Source organism: Pseudomonas sp. M20 (assembly GCF_045037865.1).
GTDB lineage: Bacteria > Pseudomonadota > Gammaproteobacteria > Pseudomonadales > Pseudomonadaceae > Aquipseudomonas.
This window is the reverse complement of sequence record NZ_CP173611.1, coordinates 6,399,204-6,420,081: the sequence shown is the minus strand read 5'-3', so window position 1 is coordinate 6,420,081 and position 20,878 is coordinate 6,399,204. Positions and strand designations below refer to the sequence as shown.

16 protein-coding genes, 4 tRNA genes and 1 rRNA gene are annotated in these 20,878 nt (G+C 54.7%); all 21 read right to left on the bottom strand.

Features of this window, described 5'->3' with window-relative positions:
• Window positions 1-91: 91 nt before the first annotated feature.
• A complete protein-coding gene (gene tuf / locus ACI514_RS28550) occupies window positions 92-1,285 on the bottom strand; it encodes an elongation factor Tu (protein ID WP_007918472.1) in 1,194 nt (397 codons plus the stop codon).
• Between the two features lie 31 nt (window positions 1,286-1,316).
• A complete protein-coding gene (fusA, locus tag ACI514_RS28545) occupies window positions 1,317-3,422 on the bottom strand; it encodes an elongation factor G (RefSeq protein WP_007950179.1) in 2,106 nt (701 codons plus the stop codon).
• Window positions 3,423-3,452: 30 nt separating this feature from the next.
• The gene (gene rpsG / locus ACI514_RS28540; RefSeq protein ID WP_007916467.1) at window positions 3,453-3,926 is read right to left on the bottom strand and encodes a 30S ribosomal protein S7; all 474 of its coding nucleotides are present in this window, start codon (window positions 3,924-3,926) and stop codon (window positions 3,453-3,455) included.
• 107 nt (window positions 3,927-4,033) lie between these two features.
• On the bottom strand, window positions 4,034-4,405 hold the full coding sequence (gene rpsL, locus ACI514_RS28535; RefSeq protein WP_003186084.1) for a 30S ribosomal protein S12: 372 nt from the start codon (window positions 4,403-4,405) through the stop codon (window positions 4,034-4,036).
• Between the two features lie 216 nt (window positions 4,406-4,621).
• Window positions 4,622-8,821, bottom strand: a complete 4,200-nt coding sequence (gene rpoC, locus ACI514_RS28530) for a DNA-directed RNA polymerase subunit beta' (protein WP_016984189.1) — start codon at window positions 8,819-8,821, stop codon at window positions 4,622-4,624.
• Between the two features lie 64 nt (window positions 8,822-8,885).
• The gene (rpoB, locus tag ACI514_RS28525; RefSeq protein WP_160059620.1) at window positions 8,886-12,959 is read right to left on the bottom strand and encodes a DNA-directed RNA polymerase subunit beta; all 4,074 of its coding nucleotides are present in this window, start codon (window positions 12,957-12,959) and stop codon (window positions 8,886-8,888) included.
• Between the two features lie 221 nt (window positions 12,960-13,180).
• Window positions 13,181-13,546, bottom strand: a complete 366-nt coding sequence (gene rplL, locus ACI514_RS28520) for a 50S ribosomal protein L7/L12 (RefSeq protein ID WP_007916477.1) — start codon at window positions 13,544-13,546, stop codon at window positions 13,181-13,183.
• A 78-nt stretch (window positions 13,547-13,624) separates the two neighbouring features.
• Complete coding sequence (rplJ, locus tag ACI514_RS28515) at window positions 13,625-14,125, bottom strand: 50S ribosomal protein L10 (protein WP_007916479.1); 501 nt, start codon at window positions 14,123-14,125, stop codon at window positions 13,625-13,627.
• A gap of 200 nt (window positions 14,126-14,325) precedes the next feature.
• Window positions 14,326-15,021, bottom strand: a complete 696-nt coding sequence (rplA, locus tag ACI514_RS28510) for a 50S ribosomal protein L1 (RefSeq protein WP_007916481.1) — start codon at window positions 15,019-15,021, stop codon at window positions 14,326-14,328.
• Window positions 15,021-15,452 (bottom strand): 50S ribosomal protein L11, encoded by a 432-nt coding sequence (gene rplK, locus ACI514_RS28505; protein ID WP_003228756.1) that lies wholly within the window; start codon window positions 15,450-15,452, stop codon window positions 15,021-15,023. Before rplK ends, rplA begins: the two co-directional genes overlap by 1 nt.
• A 117-nt stretch (window positions 15,453-15,569) precedes the next feature.
• Complete coding sequence (gene nusG / locus ACI514_RS28500; protein WP_007916492.1) at window positions 15,570-16,103, bottom strand: transcription termination/antitermination protein NusG; 534 nt, start codon at window positions 16,101-16,103, stop codon at window positions 15,570-15,572.
• Between the two features lie 9 nt (window positions 16,104-16,112).
• A complete protein-coding gene (gene secE, locus ACI514_RS28495) occupies window positions 16,113-16,481 on the bottom strand; it encodes a preprotein translocase subunit SecE (protein WP_007916493.1) in 369 nt (122 codons plus the stop codon).
• 45 nt (window positions 16,482-16,526) lie between these two features.
• A tRNA-Trp gene (locus ACI514_RS28490) sits at window positions 16,527-16,602 on the bottom strand.
• Between the two features lie 53 nt (window positions 16,603-16,655).
• Window positions 16,656-17,849: an elongation factor Tu gene (gene tuf, locus ACI514_RS28485; RefSeq protein WP_053124324.1), complete on the bottom strand. Its 1,194-nt coding sequence runs from the start codon at window positions 17,847-17,849 to the stop codon at window positions 16,656-16,658.
• Window positions 17,850-17,934: 85 nt separating this feature from the next.
• Window positions 17,935-18,010: transfer RNA gene (locus ACI514_RS28480), tRNA-Thr, on the bottom strand.
• A 26-nt stretch (window positions 18,011-18,036) separates the two neighbouring features.
• Window positions 18,037-18,110: transfer RNA gene (locus ACI514_RS28475), tRNA-Gly, on the bottom strand.
• Window positions 18,111-18,135: 25 nt separating this feature from the next.
• A tRNA-Tyr gene (locus ACI514_RS28470) sits at window positions 18,136-18,220 on the bottom strand.
• Between the two features lie 143 nt (window positions 18,221-18,363).
• Entirely contained in the window at window positions 18,364-18,795 is a 432-nt protein-coding gene (locus tag ACI514_RS28465) for a hypothetical protein (protein ID WP_160059621.1), read from the bottom strand.
• A gap of 7 nt (window positions 18,796-18,802) precedes the next feature.
• The gene (locus ACI514_RS28460) at window positions 18,803-19,555 is read right to left on the bottom strand and encodes a pantothenate kinase (protein WP_160059622.1); all 753 of its coding nucleotides are present in this window, start codon (window positions 19,553-19,555) and stop codon (window positions 18,803-18,805) included.
• Window positions 19,545-20,498 (bottom strand): bifunctional biotin--[acetyl-CoA-carboxylase] ligase/biotin operon repressor BirA, encoded by a 954-nt coding sequence (birA, locus tag ACI514_RS28455; RefSeq protein ID WP_160059623.1) that lies wholly within the window; start codon window positions 20,496-20,498, stop codon window positions 19,545-19,547. The genes ACI514_RS28460 and birA overlap by 11 nt, the downstream gene beginning before the upstream one ends.
• Before the next feature lie 132 nt (window positions 20,499-20,630).
• A 5S ribosomal RNA gene (gene rrf, locus ACI514_RS28450) occupies window positions 20,631-20,746 on the bottom strand.
• Window positions 20,747-20,878 lie beyond the last annotated feature (132 nt).

The window sequence follows — 20,878 nt, the reverse complement described above, 5'->3', positions numbered from 1 at the left end:
CTATAGACGCCCCAGATAGGTGTCAACCCAATAAAAAAGCCCCCGCTGAGCGGGGGCTTTCACATCATCAAGCAATCTCTATAAAAGAGAATTACGCGATGATTTTGGCTACGACGCCAGCGCCGACGGTACGACCGCCTTCACGGATAGCGAAACGCAGGCCATCTTCCATTGCGATGGTTTTGATCAGGGTAACAGTCATCTGAATGTTGTCACCTGGCATTACCATTTCAACGCCTTCTGGCAGCTCGCAGTTACCAGTCACGTCAGTAGTACGGAAGTAGAACTGTGGACGGTAGCCTTTGAAGAACGGAGTGTGACGACCGCCTTCTTCCTTGCTCAGAACATAAACTTCTGCGGTGAAAGTGGTGTGCGGCTTAACCGAACCCGGCTTAACCAGAACCTGACCACGCTCAACGTCGTCACGCTTGGTACCACGCAGCAGAACGCCGCAGTTCTCGCCAGCACGACCTTCGTCGAGCAGCTTGCGGAACATTTCAACACCGGTGCAAGTAGTAACGGTGGTGTCACGCAGACCAACGATTTCCAGCGGATCTTGAACGCGAACAATACCGCGCTCGATACGACCAGTCACAACAGTACCGCGACCAGAGATCGAGAATACGTCTTCGATTGGCATCAGGAACGGCTTGTCAGTCACGCGAACTGGTTCTGGGATGTAGCTGTCCAGAGTTTCAACCAGTTTCTTGACGGCAGTGGTGCCCATCTCGTTGTCGTCTTTGCCTTCCAGAGCCATACGAGCCGAACCGATGATGATTGGAGTGTCATCGCCCGGGAAGTCGTAGGTGGACAGCAGGTCGCGAACTTCCATCTCAACCAGTTCCAGCAGCTCAGCGTCGTCTACCAGGTCAGCCTTGTTCAGGAAAACCACGATGTACGGAACGCCAACCTGACGGGACAGCAGGATGTGCTCACGGGTTTGTGGCATCGGACCATCAGCGGCCGAGCAAACCAGAATAGCGCCGTCCATTTGAGCAGCACCGGTGATCATGTTCTTCACATAGTCAGCGTGACCTGGGCAGTCAACGTGAGCGTAGTGACGGATCTTCGAGTTGTACTCAACGTGTGCGGTGTTGATGGTGATACCGCGAGCTTTCTCTTCCGGTGCGCTGTCGATCTTGTCGAAGTCAACGATTGCGGAACCGAAAACTTCGGAGCAAACGCGAGTCAGAGCAGCAGTCAGAGTGGTTTTACCGTGGTCAACGTGACCAATGGTGCCAACGTTGACGTGCGGTAGGGAACGATCAAATTTTTCTTTAGCCACGACAATTAACTCCTAGCCTAAAGGGGCTGAATCAGCCTTGTTTTTTGGTTACGGATTCGACGATGTGCGACGGAGCCGTATCGTATTTTTTGAATTCCATAGAGTAGCTTGCGCGACCCTGGGACATGGAACGAACGTCGGTCGCATAACCGAACATCTCACCCAGTGGAACCTCGGCACGGATAACCTTGCCGGACACTGTGTCTTCCATACCCTGGATCATGCCGCGACGACGGTTAAGGTCGCCCATCACATCACCCATATAGTCTTCAGGCGTAACAACCTCTACAGCCATGATCGGCTCAAGCAACTCACCACCGCCCTTCTGGGCCAGTTGCTTGGTCGCCATGGAGGCAGCCACTTTAAACGCCATCTCGTTGGAGTCGACGTCGTGGTAAGAACCATCGAACACGGTAGCCTTCAGGCCGATCAGCGGATAGCCGGCAACAACGCCGTTCTTCATCTGCTCTTCGATACCCTTCTGGATAGCCGGGATGTATTCCTTAGGAACCACACCACCTACAACTTCGTTCACGAATTGCAGACCTTCCTGACCTTCGTCAGCGGGAGCAAAACGGATCCAGCAGTGACCGAACTGACCACGACCGCCGGATTGACGAACGAACTTGCCTTCGATTTCACAGTTCTTCGTGATGCGCTCACGATAGGAAACCTGAGGCTTGCCGATGTTGGCTTCGACGTTGAACTCACGGCGCATCCGGTCAACCAGGATGTCCAGGTGCAGTTCGCCCATGCCGGAGATGATCGTTTGACCAGTCTCTTCATCAGTTTTAACGCGGAAAGACGGGTCTTCCTGAGCAAGTTTGCCCAGAGCGATACCCATTTTTTCCTGGTCATCCTTGGTCTTAGGCTCTACGGCAACCGAAATAACCGGCTCCGGGAAGTCCATGCGAACCAGGATGATTGGCTTGTCAGCGTTGCAGAGGGTTTCACCAGTGGTGACGTCCTTCATGCCGATCAGGGCCGCGATGTCACCAGCGCGCACTTCCTTGATCTCTTCACGGGCGTTTGCGTGCATTTGCACCATACGACCCACGCGCTCTTTTTTGCCTTTAACCGAGTTGATCACGCCGTCGCCGGAGTTCAACACGCCCGAGTAAACGCGGACGAAGGTCAAGGTACCCACGAATGGGTCGGTAGCGATCTTGAACGCCAGAGCCGAGAACGGCTCCGCATCGTCTGCATGACGCTCCAGCTCGATTTCCTCGTTATCCGGGTCAGTACCCTTGATAGCAGGAATGTCGGTTGGCGCAGGCAGGAAGTCGATAACGGCGTCGAGAACCAGGGGAACACCCTTGTTCTTGAACGAAGAACCGCAAACAGCCAGTACGATTTCGCCGGCGATAGTACGCTGACGCAAAGCAGCTTTGATCTCTACGATCGACAGCTCTTCGCCTTCCAGGTACTTGTTCATCAGCTCTTCGTTGGCTTCAGCAGCAGCTTCAACCATGTTGTTGCGCCACTCTTCAGCCAGCTCTTGCAGCTCAGCAGGGATGTCCTTGCGAACAGGGACCATACCTTTGTCAGAGTCGTTCCAGTAGACAGCTTGCATGTTGATCAGATCGATCTGACCCTGGAAGTTGTCTTCTGAACCGATGGCCAACTGGATTGGCACCGGAGTGTGACCCAGACGCTGCTTGATCTGACCGATCACGCGCAGGAAGTTGGCGCCGGCACGGTCCATCTTGTTCACGTAAACAAGACGTGGAACGCCGTACTTGTTGGCTTGACGCCATACGGTTTCCGACTGAGGCTCAACACCCGAAGTACCGCAGAATACAACGACAGCGCCGTCGAGTACGCGCAGGGAGCGTTCAACTTCAATAGTGAAGTCAACGTGGCCCGGAGTATCGATTACGTTGAAGCGATGCTCGTCTTTGTACTGCTTCTCGGAACCTTTCCAGAAGGCGGTAATAGCAGCAGAAGTAATGGTAATACCACGCTCCTGCTCCTGAACCATCCAGTCTGTGGTCGCGGCGCCGTCATGCACCTCGCCCATTTTGTGACTTTTGCCGGTGTAAAAAAGGACGCGCTCGGTGGTGGTGGTTTTACCAGCATCCACGTGAGCGACGATACCGATGTTACGGTAGCGGCTAATCGGAGTAGTACGAGCCATAAAGCCCTCGCAAAATTAGTGAAGCTAAAATTAGAAGCGGTAGTGCGAGAAAGCTTTGTTAGCTTCAGCCATACGGTGCACGTCTTCACGCTTCTTAACAGCAGCACCTTTACCTTCAGCAGCATCCAGCAGTTCGCCAGCCAAACGCAGAGCCATAGACTTCTCGCCACGCTTACGGGCGAAGTCTACCAACCAGCGCATTGCCAGAGCGTTACGACGGGAAGGACGAACCTCGACCGGAACCTGGTAAGTAGCACCACCAACGCGGCGCGACTTCACTTCGACCAGCGGAGCGATGGCGTCGAGTGCTTTTTCGAAGAGTTCCAGGGGATCGGTGCCAGCCTTACGGGTCGCAACGGTTTCCAGGGCACCATAAACGATACGCTCGGCAACGGCTTTCTTGCCGCTTTCCATAACGTGGTTCATGAATTTGGCGAGGATCTGGCTTCCGTATTTCGGATCGTCCAGAATCTCACGCTTTGCTGCTACGCGACGTCTTGGCATGATAAGCCCTCAAGCGGTCTTCAGGTTAGCTCGGGACAGATCCAATGGATGCGTGCCCGACCTTACTCTTATCGACTCAATAAAATGAAAATCTGCAAAACGGCCGATTACTTCGGACGCTTGGTACCGTACTTCGAACGACCCTGGTTACGACCTTTAACGCCGGAAGTATCCAAAGAACCGCGAACGGTGTGGTAACGAACACCTGGCAAGTCTTTTACACGACCGCCGCGGATCAATACCACGCTGTGCTCTTGCAGGTTGTGACCTTCACCACCGATGTACGAGGAAACCTCGAAACCGTTGGTCAGGCGCACACGGCATACTTTACGCAGTGCCGAGTTAGGTTTTTTCGGCGTGGTGGTGTACACACGGGTGCACACGCCACGACGTTGCGGGCAGTTCTGCAGCGCAGGTACGTCGGATTTCTCGACGATACGCTTACGCGGCTGACGTACCAGCTGGTTGATAGTTGCCATCTACTAGCTCCACTGTTGTCTTGCGACGCTATTGTCTTGCAAGAAAAGCAAAATGGCAGGAACGAATTCCCGCCAAATTTAGGGGATCAAGAGTCTAAAGAGGATCTTGCCCCCAGTCAAGGCAAGGCCCCGACCTCCCCGCCCCTCGAACCTCGACAAATTGTCTCGATTCGATGAACGGAGCGACCAGGGCCTTACGCTCATTTATCGCAGAACTCAGTTACCGCTCGAGTTCAGCGCTTCGGTCAGTGCAGCTTCCACTTCACTGGCGCTTACGCGCAACGGCTTGTCTGCTTCACGACGACGCTTGCGCTCGCTGTGATATGCCAGGCCGGTACCAGCCGGGATCAGACGACCCACGACAACGTTTTCTTTCAGGCCGCGCAGGTAGTCGCGCTTGCCGGTGACTGCCGCTTCGGTCAGTACACGGGTGGTTTCCTGGAAGGAAGCCGCCGAGATGAACGATTCGGTGGACAACGACGCCTTGGTGATACCCAGCAGAACGCGAGTGTACTTGGAGACGAACTTGTCTTCGCCACCCAGACGCTCGTTCTCTACCAGTACGTGAGTCAATTCCATCTGGTCGCCCTTGATGAAACTGGAATCGCCGGATTCAGCGATTTCAACTTTACGCAGCATCTGACGCAGGATGGTCTCGATGTGCTTGTCGTTGATCTTCACGCCTTGCAGACGGTAAACGTCCTGGATCTCGTTGACGATGTACTTGGCCAGCGCGCTCACACCCAGCAGACGCAGGATGTCGTGCGGATCGCTTGGGCCGTCGGAGATTACTTCGCCGCGGTTTACCTGTTCGCCTTCGAACACGTTCAGGTGACGCCACTTCGGAATCAGCTCTTCATACGGATCGCTACCGTCGTTCGGGGTAATAACCAGACGGCGCTTGCCTTTGGTCTCTTTACCGAACGCGATGGTGCCGCTGACTTCAGCCAGAATCGACGCTTCTTTCGGACGACGCGCTTCGAACAAGTCGGCAACACGCGGCAGACCACCGGTGATGTCGCGGGTCTTCGACGTTTCTTGCGGGATACGAGCGATAACGTCACCGATCGCGATCTTCGCACCATCCGCTACACCGACCAGGGCGTTGGCTGGCAGGAAGTACTGAGCGATAACGTCAGTGCCTGGCAGCAACAGATCCTTGCCGTTGTCGTCGACCATCTTCACTGCTGGACGGATTTCTTTGCCCGCAGCTGGACGATCTTTCGCGTCAAGTACTTCAATGTTGGTCATACCGGTCAATTCGTCAGTCTGACGCTTGATCGTGATGCCTTCTTCCATGCCCACGTAGGTCACGGTACCTTTCATTTCGGTAACAATCGGGTGGGTGTGCGGATCCCACTTGGCCACGATTGCGCCAGCGTCGACCTTGTCACCTTCTTTAACCGAAATCACAGCACCGTACGGCAGCTTGTAACGCTCGCGCTCACGACCGAAGTCATCAGCGATGGCCAGCTCACCGGAACGGGACACAGCAACCAGGTGACCGTCCACTCGCTCCACGTGCTTCAAATTGTGCAGACGAACGGTACCGCCATTCTTCACCTGAACGCTGTCCGCAGCGGAAGTACGGCTTGCCGCACCACCGATGTGGAACGTACGCATCGTCAGCTGAGTACCCGGCTCACCGATGGACTGGGCAGCGATAACGCCGACCGCTTCACCGATGTTCACTTGGTGACCACGAGCCAGATCACGGCCGTAGCACTTGGCGCAAATGCCATAGCGGGTTTCGCAGCTGATCGGCGAACGCACGATCACTTCGTCGATGCTGTTCAGCTCGATGAATTCAACCCACTTCTCGTCTACCAGAGTACCGGCCGGAACGATAACGTCCTCGGTGCCTGGCTTGAATACGTCACGGGCAATAACACGACCCAATACGCGCTCACCCAACGGCTCTACAACGTCACCGCCTTCAATGTGCGGAGTCATCAGCAGACCGTGTTCGGTGCCGCAATCGATCTCGGTTACAACCAGATCCTGCGCAACGTCTACCAGACGACGAGTCAGGTAACCGGAGTTCGCAGTTTTCAACGCGGTATCCGCCAGACCTTTACGAGCACCGTGAGTCGAGATGAAGTACTGAAGTACGCTCAAACCTTCACGGAAGTTCGCAGTAATCGGCGTTTCAATGATGGAACCGTCTGGCTTGGCCATCAGACCACGCATACCGGCCAGCTGACGAATCTGTGCTGCGGAACCCCGCGCACCCGAGTCAGCCATCATGTACATCGAGTTGAAGGACTCTTGGTCGACTTCGACGCCATGACGGTCGATGACTTTCTCTTTCGAGAGATTGGCCATCATCGCCTTGGAGACTTCGTCGTTCGCTTTCGACCAAAGGTCGATCACTTTGTTGTACTTCTCGCCCTGGGTTACCAGGCCGGAGGCGTACTGGCTCTCGATCTCTTTCACTTCGTCGGTGGCAGCACCGATGATGCGGGCTTTTTCATCCGGGATAACGAAGTCGTTAACACCGATGGAAACGCCGGAGATGGTCGAGTAAGCGAAACCGGTGTACATCAACTGGTCAGCGAAGATCACGGTCTCTTTCAAACCAACCACGCGGTAGCACTGGTTGATCAGCTTGGAGATCGCCTTTTTCTTCATCGGCAGGTTGACGACGTCGTACGACAGACCTTTTGGCACAACCTGGAACAGCAGCGCACGGCCGACAGTGGTGTCGACGATACGGGTACCGCTCACGCTGTTGCCGTCACGGTCGTTGACGGTTTCGTTGATACGAACCTTGACCTTGGCGTGCAGTGCGGCTTCGCCGGCACGGAACACACGGTCAACTTCCTGCAGATCCGCGAACACACGACCTTCGCCTTTGGCGTTGATCGCTTCACGAGTCATGTAGTACAGACCCAATACAACGTCCTGCGACGGAACGATGATTGGCTCACCGTTGGCTGGCGACAGAATGTTGTTGGTCGACATCATCAACGCACGCGCTTCGAGCTGGGCTTCCAGCGTCAGCGGTACGTGCACGGCCATTTGGTCGCCGTCGAAGTCGGCGTTGTACGCGGCGCAGACCAGAGGGTGCAGCTGGATAGCCTTACCTTCGATCAGTACCGGTTCAAACGCCTGGATACCCAGACGGTGAAGGGTCGGTGCACGGTTGAGGAGAACCGGGTGTTCGCGAATCACTTCAGCGAGAACGTCCCAAACCTCTGGCAGTTCGCGCTCGACCATTTTCTTGGCCGCTTTGATGGTGGTCGCGAGACCACGCATCTCGAGCTTGCCGAAAATGAACGGTTTGAACAGCTCGAGAGCCATCTTCTTCGGCAGACCGCACTGATGCAGACGCAGAGTCGGGCCTACGGTAATTACCGAACGACCGGAGTAGTCAACACGCTTACCGAGCAAGTTCTGACGGAAACGACCTTGCTTACCCTTGATCATGTCAGCCAGGGATTTCAGAGGACGCTTGTTCGAACCGGTGATAGCGCGGCCACGACGGCCGTTGTCGAGCAGTGCATCGACAGCTTCCTGCAACATACGTTTTTCGTTGCGCACGATGATGTCCGGAGCGGACAGGTCCAGCAGGCGCTTCAAACGGTTGTTACGGTTGATCACTCGACGATACAGATCGTTGAGGTCGGAAGTCGCGAAACGACCGCCGTCCAGTGGGACCAGTGGACGCAGATCTGGCGGCAGAACCGGCAGAACGGTCAGCACCATCCACTCTGGCAGGTTGCCGGAACCCTGGAAGGCCTCCATCAACTTCAGACGCTTGGACAGCTTCTTGATCTTGGTTTCGGAGTTGGTTTGCGGAATTTCTTCACGCAGACGGCCAATCTCGTGTTCCAGGTCGATAGCGTGCAGCAGTTCACGGACAGCTTCAGCACCCATACGGGCGTCGAAGTCGTCACCAAACTCTTCCAGCGCTTCGAAGTACTGCTCGTCGTTCAGCAGCTGACCTTTTTCAAGGGTGGTCATGCCTGGATCGATAACGACATAGCTCTCGAAGTAGAGAACGCGTTCGATATCACGCAGGGTCATGTCCATCAGCAAGCCGATACGGGACGGCAGCGATTTCAGGAACCAGATGTGGGCAACCGGCGAAGCCAGTTCGATGTGTGCCATGCGCTCACGACGAACCTTGGCCAGTGCAACTTCAACGCCGCACTTCTCGCAGATCACACCACGGTGCTTCAAGCGCTTGTACTTACCGCACAGGCACTCGTAATCCTTTACCGGGCCAAAGATCTTGGCGCAGAACAGACCGTCACGCTCAGGTTTGAACGTACGGTAGTTGATGGTTTCCGGCTTTTTAACTTCACCGAACGACCATGAGCGGATCATCTCAGGCGAGGCCAATCCGATACGGATGGCGTCGAACTCTTCGACTTGACCCTGGTTTTTCAGCAAATTCAGTAGGTCTTTCAAGGCCTTTCCTCCTGGCGGAGCAGAGAGCGGGCAATCCTGCCCCGCTCTCGATTCGCGTCACGTGTTATTCGGTTTCCAGATCGATATCGATGCCGAGGGAACGAATTTCCTTGATCAACACGTTGAAGGACTCGGGCATGCCCGGCTCCATACGGTGATCGCCATCCACGATGTTTTTGTACATCTTGGTACGGCCGTTCACATCGTCCGACTTCACTGTGAGCATTTCTTGCAGAGTGTAAGCAGCACCGTATGCTTCCAGTGCCCAGACCTCCATCTCCCCGAAACGCTGACCACCGAACTGCGCCTTACCACCCAGCGGCTGCTGGGTAACCAGGCTGTACGAACCGGTAGAACGAGCGTGCATCTTGTCGTCTACCAAGTGGTTCAGCTTCAGCATGTACATGTAGCCAACGGTAACTGGACGCTCGAATTTGTTGCCGGTACGGCCGTCTGTCAGCTGCATCTGGCCGCTTTCCGGCAGGTCTGCCAGTTTCAGCATGGCCTTGATTTCGCTTTCCTTGGCGCCGTCGAACACTGGAGTGGCCATTGGAACGCCGCCACGCAGGTTCTTCGCCAGATCGAGGATTTCCTGATCGGAGAAGCTGTCCAGATCTTCGTTACGACCGCCGATCTGGTTGTAGATCTCGTCCAGGAAAGTACGCAGTTCAGCGACTTTACGCTGCTCTTCGATCATCCGGTTGATCTTCTCGCCCAGACCTTTGGCCGCGAGGCCGAGGTGGGTTTCAAGGATCTGACCAACGTTCATACGCGAAGGTACGCCCAGTGGGTTGAGGACGACGTCGACCGGGGTGCCATTGGCATCGTGCGGCATGTCTTCAACCGGCATGATCACGGAGACCACACCTTTGTTACCGTGACGACCGGCCATCTTGTCGCCCGGCTGGATGCGACGACGGATTGCCAGGTAAACCTTGACGATTTTCAGCACACCTGGAGCCAGGTCATCACCCTGCTGCAGTTTGCGCTTCTTGTCTTCGAACTTGTCGTCCAGCAGACGGCGACGATCAACGATGTAGGCCTGAGCCTTCTCGAGCTGCTCGTTCAGAGCATCTTCAGCCATGCGCAGTTTGAACCACTGACCATGCTCAAGACCGTCGAGAACTTCATCGGTGATGTCCTGACCTTTCTTCAGACCTGCGCCGCCTTCAGCCTTGTGGCCTACCAGAGCGGAACGCAGACGTTCGAAAGTTGCGCCTTCAACGATACGGAACTCTTCGTTCAGATCCTTGCGAATCTCGTCCAGCTGGGACTTCTCGATCGACAGAGCACGAGCATCACGCTCAACGCCGTCACGAGTGAAGACCTGTACGTCAATGACAGTACCTTTGGTACCGGTAGGTACACGCAGGGAGGTGTCTTTAACGTCGCTGGCTTTTTCACCGAAGATTGCACGCAGCAGTTTTTCTTCCGGAGTCAGCTGGGTCTCGCCTTTCGGAGTGACTTTGCCGACCAGGATGTCGCCCGCGCCAACTTCAGCACCTACGTAAACAATACCGGCTTCGTCCAGCTTGTTCAGTGCAGCTTCACCCACGTTCGGGATGTCTGCAGTGATTTCCTCAGGCCCAAGCTTGGTGTCACGTGCCACACAGGTCAGTTCCTGGATGTGGATCGTGGTGAAACGGTCTTCCTGAACCACACGCTCGGACAGGCAGATGGAGTCTTCGAAGTTGAAGCCGTTCCATGCCATGAACGCGATGCGCATGTTCTGACCCAGTGCCAGTTCACCCATGTCGGTGGACGGGCCGTCGGCCATGATGTCGCTACGCTGAACGCGATCACCCTTGCTCACCAGCGGACGCTGGTTGATGCAGGTGTTCTGGTTCGAGCGGGTGTATTTGGTCAGGTTGTAGATGTCGACACCAGCTTCGCCGGTTTCAACTTCGTCATCAGCAACACGAACCACGATACGGCTGGCGTCTACGGAGTCGATCACGCCACCACGACGAGCCACGACGCAAACGCCGGAGTCACGGGCTACGTTACGCTCCATGCCGGTACCTACCAGCGGCTTGTCAGCGCGTAGGGTTGGTACAGCTTGACGCTGCATGTTCGAACCCATCAACGCACGGTTGGCGTCATCGTGCTCGAGGAACGGAATCAGCGACGCTGCTACCGAAACTACCTGCTTCGGCGAAACGTCCATCAAGGTGACTTCTTCAGGCGCCTTAACGGTGAATTCGTTCAGGTGACGTACGGCTACCAGTTCGTCGATCAGGACTTTCTGGTCGTTCATGGTCGCCGAAGCCTGCGCGATCACGTGATCAGCTTCTTCAATAGCGGACAGGAACACGATCTCGTCGGTGACCACACCCTCTTTCACCACGCGGTACGGGCTTTCCAAGAAGCCGTACTGGTTGGTGCGAGCGTAAGCAGCCAAGGAGTTGATCAGACCGATGTTCGGACCTTCCGGCGTTTCAATCGGGCATACACGACCGTAGTGAGTCGGGTGTACGTCACGGACTTCAAAGCCTGCGCGCTCACGAGTCAGACCACCAGGGCCGAGTGCAGAGACACGACGCTTGTGGGTGATCTCGGACAGCGGGTTGTTCTGGTCCATGAACTGCGAGAGCTGGCTGGAACCGAAGAACTCTTTCACCGCCGCAGCCACTGGCTTGGCGTTGATCAGGTCTTGCGGCATCAGGCCTTCGCTTTCAGCCATCGACAGACGCTCTTTGACCGCACGCTCAACACGTACCAGGCCAACGCGGAACTGGTTCTCGGCCATTTCGCCTACGCAGCGAACACGACGGTTACCCAGGTGGTCGATGTCATCGACGATGCCTTTACCGTTACGGATGTCGACCAGAGTCTTCAGTACCGCGACGATGTCTTCCTTGCACAGCACGCCCGAACCTTCGATCTCGGTACGACCGATACGACGGTTGAACTTCATCCGGCCGACCGCAGACAGGTCATAGCGCTCAGGGCTGAAGAACAGGTTGTTGAACAGGGTTTCGGCAGCGTCTTTGGTTGGCGGCTCGCCTGGACGCATCATGCGATAGATTTCGACCAGCGCTTCCAATTGGTTGCTGGTGGAGTCGATCTTCAGCGTGTCGGAGACGAACGGACCGCAGTCGATGTCGTTGGTGTACAGAGTTTCGATGCGAACAACGCCGGACTTGGCAATTTTTGCCAGGACTTCAGTGTTCAGCTCGGTGTTGCACTCTGCCAGGATTTCGCCGGTAGCCGGGTGCACGATAACCTTGGCGGTAGTGCGACCGAGGACGTAGTCCAGAGGCACTTCCAGGGTCTTGATGCCGGCTTTTTCGATCTGGTTGATGTGGCGCGCGGTAATACGGCGGCCCGCTTCAACGATGACCTTGCCCTTCTCGTCCTGAATATCCAGAACCGCAATTTCACCACGCAGACGCGAAGCAATCAGTTCCAGGCTGAGGGTTTCGCCGCTCAGGTGGAAAACGTTGGTGGTGTAGAAAGCGTCCAGCACTTCTTCAGTGGTATAGCCGAGCGCGCGCAGCAGTACCGATGCCGGCAGCTTGCGACGACGGTCGATACGCACGAACACGCAGTCTTTCGGGTCGAACTCGAAGTCCAGCCACGAACCGCGGTAAGGAATGATGCGCGCGGAGTACAGCAGTTTGCCGGAGCTATGCGTCTTGCCGCGGTCGTGGTCAAAGAACACGCCCGGGGAACGGTGCAGCTGGGAAACGATTACACGCTCGGTACCGTTGATTACGAAGGTACCGTTCTCAGTCATCAGGGGAATTTCACCCATGTAGACTTCTTGCTCTTTGATGTCCTTGATCGCTTTGTTCGACGATTCTTTGTCGAAAATGATCAGGCGCACTTTTACCCGCAAAGGTACGGCGAAAGTTACACCGCGCAATACGCATTCTTTGACATCAAATGCCGGTTCGCCCAGGCGATAACCGACGTACTCCAGCGCAGCATTGCCGGAGTAGCTGATGATCGGGAAAACGGATTTGAAGGCCGCATGCAGGCCCACGTCGCGGAACTGATCTTTAGTCGCTCCCGCTTGCAAGAATTCACGATACGAATCCAGCTGGATGGCCAGGAGGTAAGGCACATCCATGACGTCCGGCAACTTGCTAAAGTCCTTGCGGATACGTTTTTTCTCAGTATATGAGTAAGCCATCAGCGTTCCCCAGCTTGGTCACCTGCTTGTTTGGCCCCTCCCGACGGGAGCAGCCAGAAAATCGTGCAAACCCCATGGTTTGCGCCACCGCATCGGGTGGTTACAGCGCCTTTATCAGCACCGACCCAGTCGGCTGCCAATAACGGAAAAAGGCCGGTGGCAAGAGCCACCAGCCATCAGCCTGTCGCTTGACGCTCGGGCTGGAGGAGCAAAGTCGATACTTATTTCAGCTCGACTTTAGCGCCTGCTTCTTCCAGCTTCTTCTTGGCGTCTTCAGCCGCTTCTTTCGAAACGCCTTCAGCTACAACCTGAGGAGCGCCGTCTACTTTCTCTTTGGCTTCTTTCAGGCCCAGACCGGTCAGTTCACGAACTGCCTTGATCACGTTAACCTTCTTCTCGCCAGCTTCCAGCAGAACAACGTTGAACTCGGTTTGCTCTTCAACAACAGCGGCGGCAGCAGCTGGACCAGCAGAAGCAGCGGCAGCGGATACGCCGAACTTCTCTTCCATTGCCTTGATCAGCTCAACGATTTCCAGAACCGATTTTTCGCCGATTGCGTCGATGATTTGTTCGTTAGTCAGAGACATGACTTATTTCCTGAATTGGGGGATAGCCTGGAGGCCATCGAAATAAACAAAAATACGCGAGAGAGGAAACGCTCAGCCTCAGGCTGCAGCAGCTTCTTTCTGGTCGCGAAGTGCCGCCAGAGTACGAGCCAATTTGCTGGTAGCGCCTTGAATCACGCTCATCAGCTGGGAAATTGCTTCGTCACGGGTCGGCAGGCTTGCCAGAACGTCGATCTGATTAGCTGCGAGGAACTTGCCCTCGAACGCAGCTGCCTTGATCTCGAACTTGTCCTGACCTTTAGCAAACTCTTTGAACAGACGAGCAGCAGCGCCCGGGTGTTCGTTGGAGAATGCGATCAAGGTCGGGCCGGTGAACACGTCGTTGAGAACACTGTATTCAGTGTCAGCAACAGCGCGCTTGAGCAGGGTGTTACGTACAACACGTACGTAAACGCCAGCTTCACGAGCCTCTTTACGGAGTCCGGTCATTGCGCCTACTGTTACGCCACGTGCATCAACCACGACAGCGGACAGAGCGACTTTGGCAGCCTCGTTGACTTCAGCGACGATGGCCTTCTTGTCTTCGAGATTAATTGCCACGGGTTTAACTCCTGCTTGTTACCGTTTCATTCGATCGAAACCGAATGTCGTTTTGGTGTCTGATTCGGTAAGGAACCGGGAGCACCATCTGCGTAGGCTTATGGTTTAAGACTTGCGTCGCCTACGGTCTTGGATAGCCCCCGCCAGGCAGGGACCCCAATCTTTCAATTGGCGCGAAAACAATCGCGCCAACCTTTGTCTTACGCGTCCAGCGAGCTCTGGTCGATAACCAGACCTGGGCCCATAGTGGTGCTCAGGGTAACGCGCTTGACGTAAATACCTTTCGAGGAAGCTGGCTTGATACGCTTCAGATCTGCGATCAGGGCTTCAACGTTTTCCTTCAGCTTGACGGCGTCGAAGCCCATCTTGCCAACGGAAGTGTGAATGATGCCGTTTTTGTCGGTGCGATAACGAACCTGACCAGCTTTAGCGTTTTTAACCGCGGTAGCTACGTCTGGAGTTACGGTACCAACCTTAGGGTTAGGCATCAGACCACGTGGGCCGAGGATCTGACCCAGTTGACCTACAACGCGCATGGCATCCGGGGATGCGATCACTACGTCATAGTTCAGGTCGCCGCCTTTCATTTCGGCAGCCAGGTCGTCCATACCTACACGGTCAGCGCCGGCAGCCAAAGCGGCCTCAGCAGCTGGACCCTGAGTGAACACAGCAACGCGAACAGTCTTGCCAGTGCCGTGTGGCAGCACAGTAGCGCTACGAACAACCTGGTCGGATTTACGCGGGTCTACACCCAGGTTTACAGCAACGTCGAACGACTCGCTGAACTTGACAGTCGACAGCTCAGCCAGCAGAGCAGCGGCATCTACAATGTTGTAGGCCTTGCCTGCTTCGATTTTGCCGGCGATAGCCTTTTGACGCTTGGTCAGCTTAGCCATTACACACCCTCCACGTTAAGGCCCATGCTACGAGCAGAACCGGCGATAGTACGCACGGCTGCATCCATATCAGCTGCAGTCAGATCCGCGTTTTTGGTTTTCGCGATTTCTTCCAGCTGAGCACGGGTAACGGTGCCAACCTTAACGGTGTTCGGACGAGCGGAACCGCTGGTCAGACCGGCCGCCTTCTTCAGCAGAACCGAAGCCGGGGTGGATTTGGTTTCGAAAGTGAAACTACGGTCGCTGTAGACAGTGATGATCACTGGAGTCGGCAGACCTGCTTCAAGACCCTGAGTACGGGCGTTGAAGGCCTTGCAGAATTCCATGATGTTCACGCCGTGCTGACCCAAAGCAGGACCAACAGGTGGGCTTGGGTTAGCCTGAGCGGCCTTCACTTGCAGCTTGATGTAAGCGGTAATTTTCTTGGCCATGAGGCACTCCAATTACGGGTTCGAACGCCTCGAAAGGCTCCCCGGTTACTTGCGCGTTTATCCCAGTGACGACAAAACCCCACAGCCTAGGGCTGCGGGGTTGGGATGCTTGTCCAGTTAGACCTTTTCGACCTGACTGAACTCCAACTCTACCGGGGTAGAGCGACCGAAAATGAGCACTGCCACTTGGATCCGGCTCTTTTCGTAATTAACTTCTTCAACAACGCCATTGAAATCAGCGAATGGACCGTCATTGACTCGCACCGTCTCACCTGGCTCGAAGAGAGTCTTCGGCTTAGGCTTGTCGCTACCATCAGCAACACGACGCAGAATTGCTTCCGCCTCTTTATCGGTGATCGGCGCAGGCTTATCGGCAGTACCGCCAATAAAACCCATCACCCGAGGTGTATCCTTGACCAAGTGCCAAGTACCCTCATTCATATCCATCTGAACCAGCACATAACCTGGAAAGAACTTGCGCTCGCTTTTGCGTTTCTGGCCATTACGCATTTCAACCACTTCTTCAGTGGGAACCAGAATCTCGCCGAAGCCATCTTCCATGCCAGCCAGCTTTACGCGCTCGACCAGCGAGCGCATCACATGCTTCTCGTAACCCGAGTAAGCATGCACAACATACCAACGCTTAGCCACGGGACACCCTTAGCCGACAATCAAGGAAACAAGCCAGCCGAGCAGGGAATCAAGCCCCCACAACAGCAACGCCATAACCAGAACAACAGCCACCACAATCAGGGTGGTCTGCGTGGTTTCTTGGCGAGTTGGCCAAACGACTTTACGAATCTCGGTGCGAGCTTCCTTAACGAGTACAAAGAAAGACTTGCCCTTCGCAGTCTGCAGGCCTACAAAGGCAGCTACAGCAGCAATGACAAGCAAAGCGAGTACACGGTACAGGATCGGCGAAGCAGAGTAATACTGATTGCCAACAACGCCAACAACCACCAAAGCGACAACTACAAGCCACTTGAGCAGATCGAAGCGAGAGCCTTGAGCTTCAGCTTTAGGAGTCATCTATGAAGATCCTGTGAAAAGAAAGCCAGACACACCAAGTGAATCTGGCAGGTCAGGAGGGAATCGAACCCCCAACCTACGGTTTTGGAGACCGTCGCTCTGCCAATTGAGCTACTGACCTAAAACAAAATCAGGCCGACCATTATGCCGGCCCGAAAAATACATTACAACCACTTACTCGATGATTTTAGCTACGACACCAGCGCCGACGGTACGACCGCCTTCACGGATAGCGAAACGCAGGCCATCTTCCATTGCGATGGTTTTGATCAGGGTAACAGTCATCTGAATGTTGTCACCTGGCATTACCATTTCAACGCCTTCTGGCAGCTCGCAGTTACCAGTCACGTCAGTAGTACGGAAGTAGAACTGTGGACGGTAGCCTTTGAAGAACGGAGTGTGACGACCGCCTTCTTCCTTGCTCAGAACGTAAACTTCTGCAGTGAACTTGGTGTGCGGCTTAACCGAACCCGGCTTAACCAGAACCTGGCCACGCTCAACATCGTCACGCTTGGTGCCACGCAACAGAACGCCGCAGTTCTCGCCAGCACGACCTTCGTCGAGCAGCTTGCGGAACATTTCAACACCGGTGCAAGTAGTAACGGTGGTGTCACGCAGACCAACGATTTCCAGCGGATCTTGAACGCGAACGATACCGCGCTCGATACGACCAGTCACAACAGTACCGCGACCAGAGATCGAGAATACGTCTTCGATTGGCATCAGGAACGGCTTGTCAGTCACGCGAACTGGTTCTGGGATGTAGCTGTCCAGAGTTTCAACCAGCTTCTTGACGGCAGTGGTGCCCATCTCGTTGTCGTCTTTGCCTTCCAGAGCCATACGAGCCGAACCGATGATGATTGGAGTGTCATCGCCCGGGAAGTCGTAGGTGGACAGCAGGTCGCGAACTTCCATCTCAACCAGTTCCAGCAGCTCAGCGTCGTCTACCAGATCAGCCTTGTTCAGGAAAACCACGATATACGGAACGCCAACCTGACGGGACAGCAGGATGTGCTCACGGGTTTGCGGCATCGGACCATCAGCGGCCGAGCAAACCAGAATAGCGCCGTCCATTTGAGCAGCACCGGTGATCATGTTCTTCACATAGTCAGCGTGACCTGGGCAGTCGACGTGAGCGTAGTGACGGATCTTCGAGTTGTACTCAACGTGTGCGGTGTTGATGGTGATACCGCGAGCTTTTTCTTCTGGCGCGCTGTCGATCTTGTCGAAGTCAACGATTGCGGAACCGAAGACCTCGGAGCAAACGCGAGTCAGAGCAGCAGTCAGAGTGGTTTTACCGTGGTCAACGTGACCAATGGTCCCAACGTTGACGTGGGGCAGGGAACGATCAAATTTTTCCTTAGCCATCGATATCACCCTCAACAGAAGAAATTAGACAAACAATATCAACCATTAAAACAAAGGCAGATATTTTCATATCTGCCTTGTTATATGGAGCTCTTGAGCGGATTTGAACCGCTGACCTCACCCTTACCAAGGGTGTGCTCTACCAACTGAGCTACAAGAGCGAAACACTTTGCACAACCTGCAAACTTGGAGCGGGTAGCGGGAATCGAACCCGCATCATCAGCTTGGAAGGCTGAGGTTCTACCACTAAACTATACCCGCGGAGCCTGCAGCTCACGCTCAAATCTGGTGGAGGGAGAAGGATTCGAACCTTCGAAGTCGTAGACGTCAGATTTACAGTCTGATCCCTTTGGCCGCTCGGGAACCCCTCCTAATCAGGCCGGCATTCTATACTATGCCAAACCCCTGTCAAGCATTTTCTCATTTAAAAACCTGAGCTTAGCTGCGTTGACACCGCCTCACATTGAAATCCTGTTTGGGTCTTCGCTGTGGAGCGGGCGCCATTCTATGCAAACTATTCAGCAGGTGCAACCCCCTCACACAGCATTATTTTATGTTTTAACTCATTGAATTCCTTGGAAAGGTTCAGCAGTTGCGCATCCCCCAACAAATGCTGGCTCTCAGGCGCAACAGACAGCCAATAACCAGTCCCAGGAGCATCCTTCGACGAAGGCTGCACATTAACGCCCATATCAGCCAAACGCTGCTGCAGCGCTGAAATCGACTCCTGTCGAGAGAAGCCACCCAGAAAGTGACACTCTTGGCGCCGCATGCCTTGCTTCTCTCGAATGTCACCAGTTGTCTCGCTCAGCAAACGAATATCCTGCTGCGCCCCCCGATACAAGCTAAGAGGCGTCACGTCCTTTGCCCGCAACGGCGCCTCCTGCTGATGCCAGACATAATAGAAAACATTGAGAACCAGAAGCAGGAGGAACAACCAACGCATACAAACCTCAGGACAAAGGACACGCCATAGCCAACCCCACAAACACCAGGTCGGGAACGATTCTGGCCTCGGGAGCAACACCTGCAACCAAATCGGCATCACCACCGGTTATAAAAACAGCGAAGTCAGCCCCCCAATAGGAGCGCGCCATTTCCAGCTGCGCCAATACGAACCCTCGCAACATCAATGAACACCCACGCTCTACCGCCTCAACGGTAGTCCGACCCGGCGCGTTACTGGACAGCGCCTGCTCGGCAGCCAAATCCCCATAACGAATCTTCCGGGTATGAGTACGCAACTGGTTACGCATCAGCGGCATTCCAGGACAAATAAAGCCGCCCAGATGCTCGCCATCAGCCGCGATAAAATCTGCGGTTACCGCTGTGCCAAAATCCAGCACCAGGCAAGCACCTCCTGAAGCGAGGTGAAACCCGCCCAGCATCGCCAGCCATCGATCCAGTCCAAGGCGCTCGTAGTCTACGTAACCATTTCTAACACCAGACATCTCGCGAGCAGACTCCGCGCGCATCACCGAAATACCGAACTCCCGCTCGATAATGTCGATCAGCGCGCCGGTTTCTTCGCCAGTCCTTACACTGACCAGTCGGCATTTACGCAGGGAAAGCCGATCAATCGCTCGCAAACTCTCAAGCAGCGCCAAATCAGAGTCGACCACCCCCTCGGAGATCAGGCCGCCGACCGTGGCATTCAGCACGCGCCATTTTATAAAGCTGTTTCCGCAGTCGAGCTCAAGAATCATCACGCAACCTCAGGCTGAGCTCACCACCACTGAATACTTTTTCCACGCCATTCACCCTCAAGCGCAGAGCACCTTGATTGTCGATTCCGAGCACCACGCCATCTATATGGTTGGAGCCTGCAATCAATGAAACCGATCGCTCCTGCCACAAGTGATTTGCCTCCCATTCCGCCCGGAGAACCGAAAAACCACCCATCTGATGACTCTGGATGTAGGCGTCCAGCTGATTACTCAGCTCAACCACCAAGGCATTACGATCGCAGCTATTGCCGGATTCAAGTCGAATCGAGGTCCATTGCTGATCGACTTCATCAGCAACCTGCATATTCACATTGATACCAATTCCCAGCACCACATGACAGACATCCGCCGGATCGCCAATCAGCTCTAGCAGTATGCCGGCGATTTTTTTGTTACTCACCAGCACATCATTGGGCCACTTCAAACCGGCATTAACCACGCCAAAGCTTCGCAAAGCCTGCATCACAGCCAAACCAACAACAAGGCTCAGGCCTTCGAGCTGGCGCATTCCACCATCGATTCGAAGAACAAGGCTGTAATACAGATTTTCAGCGAACGGGCTGACCCATTTACGACCTCTGCGGCCGCGGCCGGAAACCTGCCGCTCAGCAAGAACCAAAAACGGCGCTGAATTGCCCCGGCCAATAGAGCGCAATGCTTCGGCATTAGTCGAGTCGACCGAATCCAGAACGGTCACCGGCCAATTTGGTGCCACTGTCGATATCTTTAGAGAGTCGAGTAGCGTCAATGGCGATGCCAGCTGATATCCCCTCCCCCTGACTTTATGGATAGACAAGCCGAGCTCAGCCTCAAGATGCTGAAGCTGCTTCCATACTGCACTTCGACTTATTCCCAGGGCCTCGCCCAGATCCTGACCAGAATGGAAACGCCCATCCTTCAGAAGGTTCAACAACGTCAGCATGCAGGTCTCGCCTCACAATGAGGCCCGAATAATAGCCATGCCCCGGGCCGTTGCATAGAAATCAAGCAGATACATTTCCTGCGGGCAAAACAAAACCCCAACTGCTTTCGCAATTGGGGTTTTGGAATTTAATCTTGACGATGACCTACTCTCACATGGGGAAACCCCACACTACCATCGGCGATGCATCGTTTCACTGCTGAGTTCGGGATGGGATCAGGTGGTTCCAACGCTCTATGGTCGTCAAGAAATTCGGGTACTGAGTCGTGGCCTTGTGGCCTCGCTTCAGCAAATTGGGTATGTGACAGCTTTCGGTGTTTTGTGAACATCGAACTTTCGGTTCGTTTCGTCTTCACACACCGCAATCTGGTCTCTCTCGA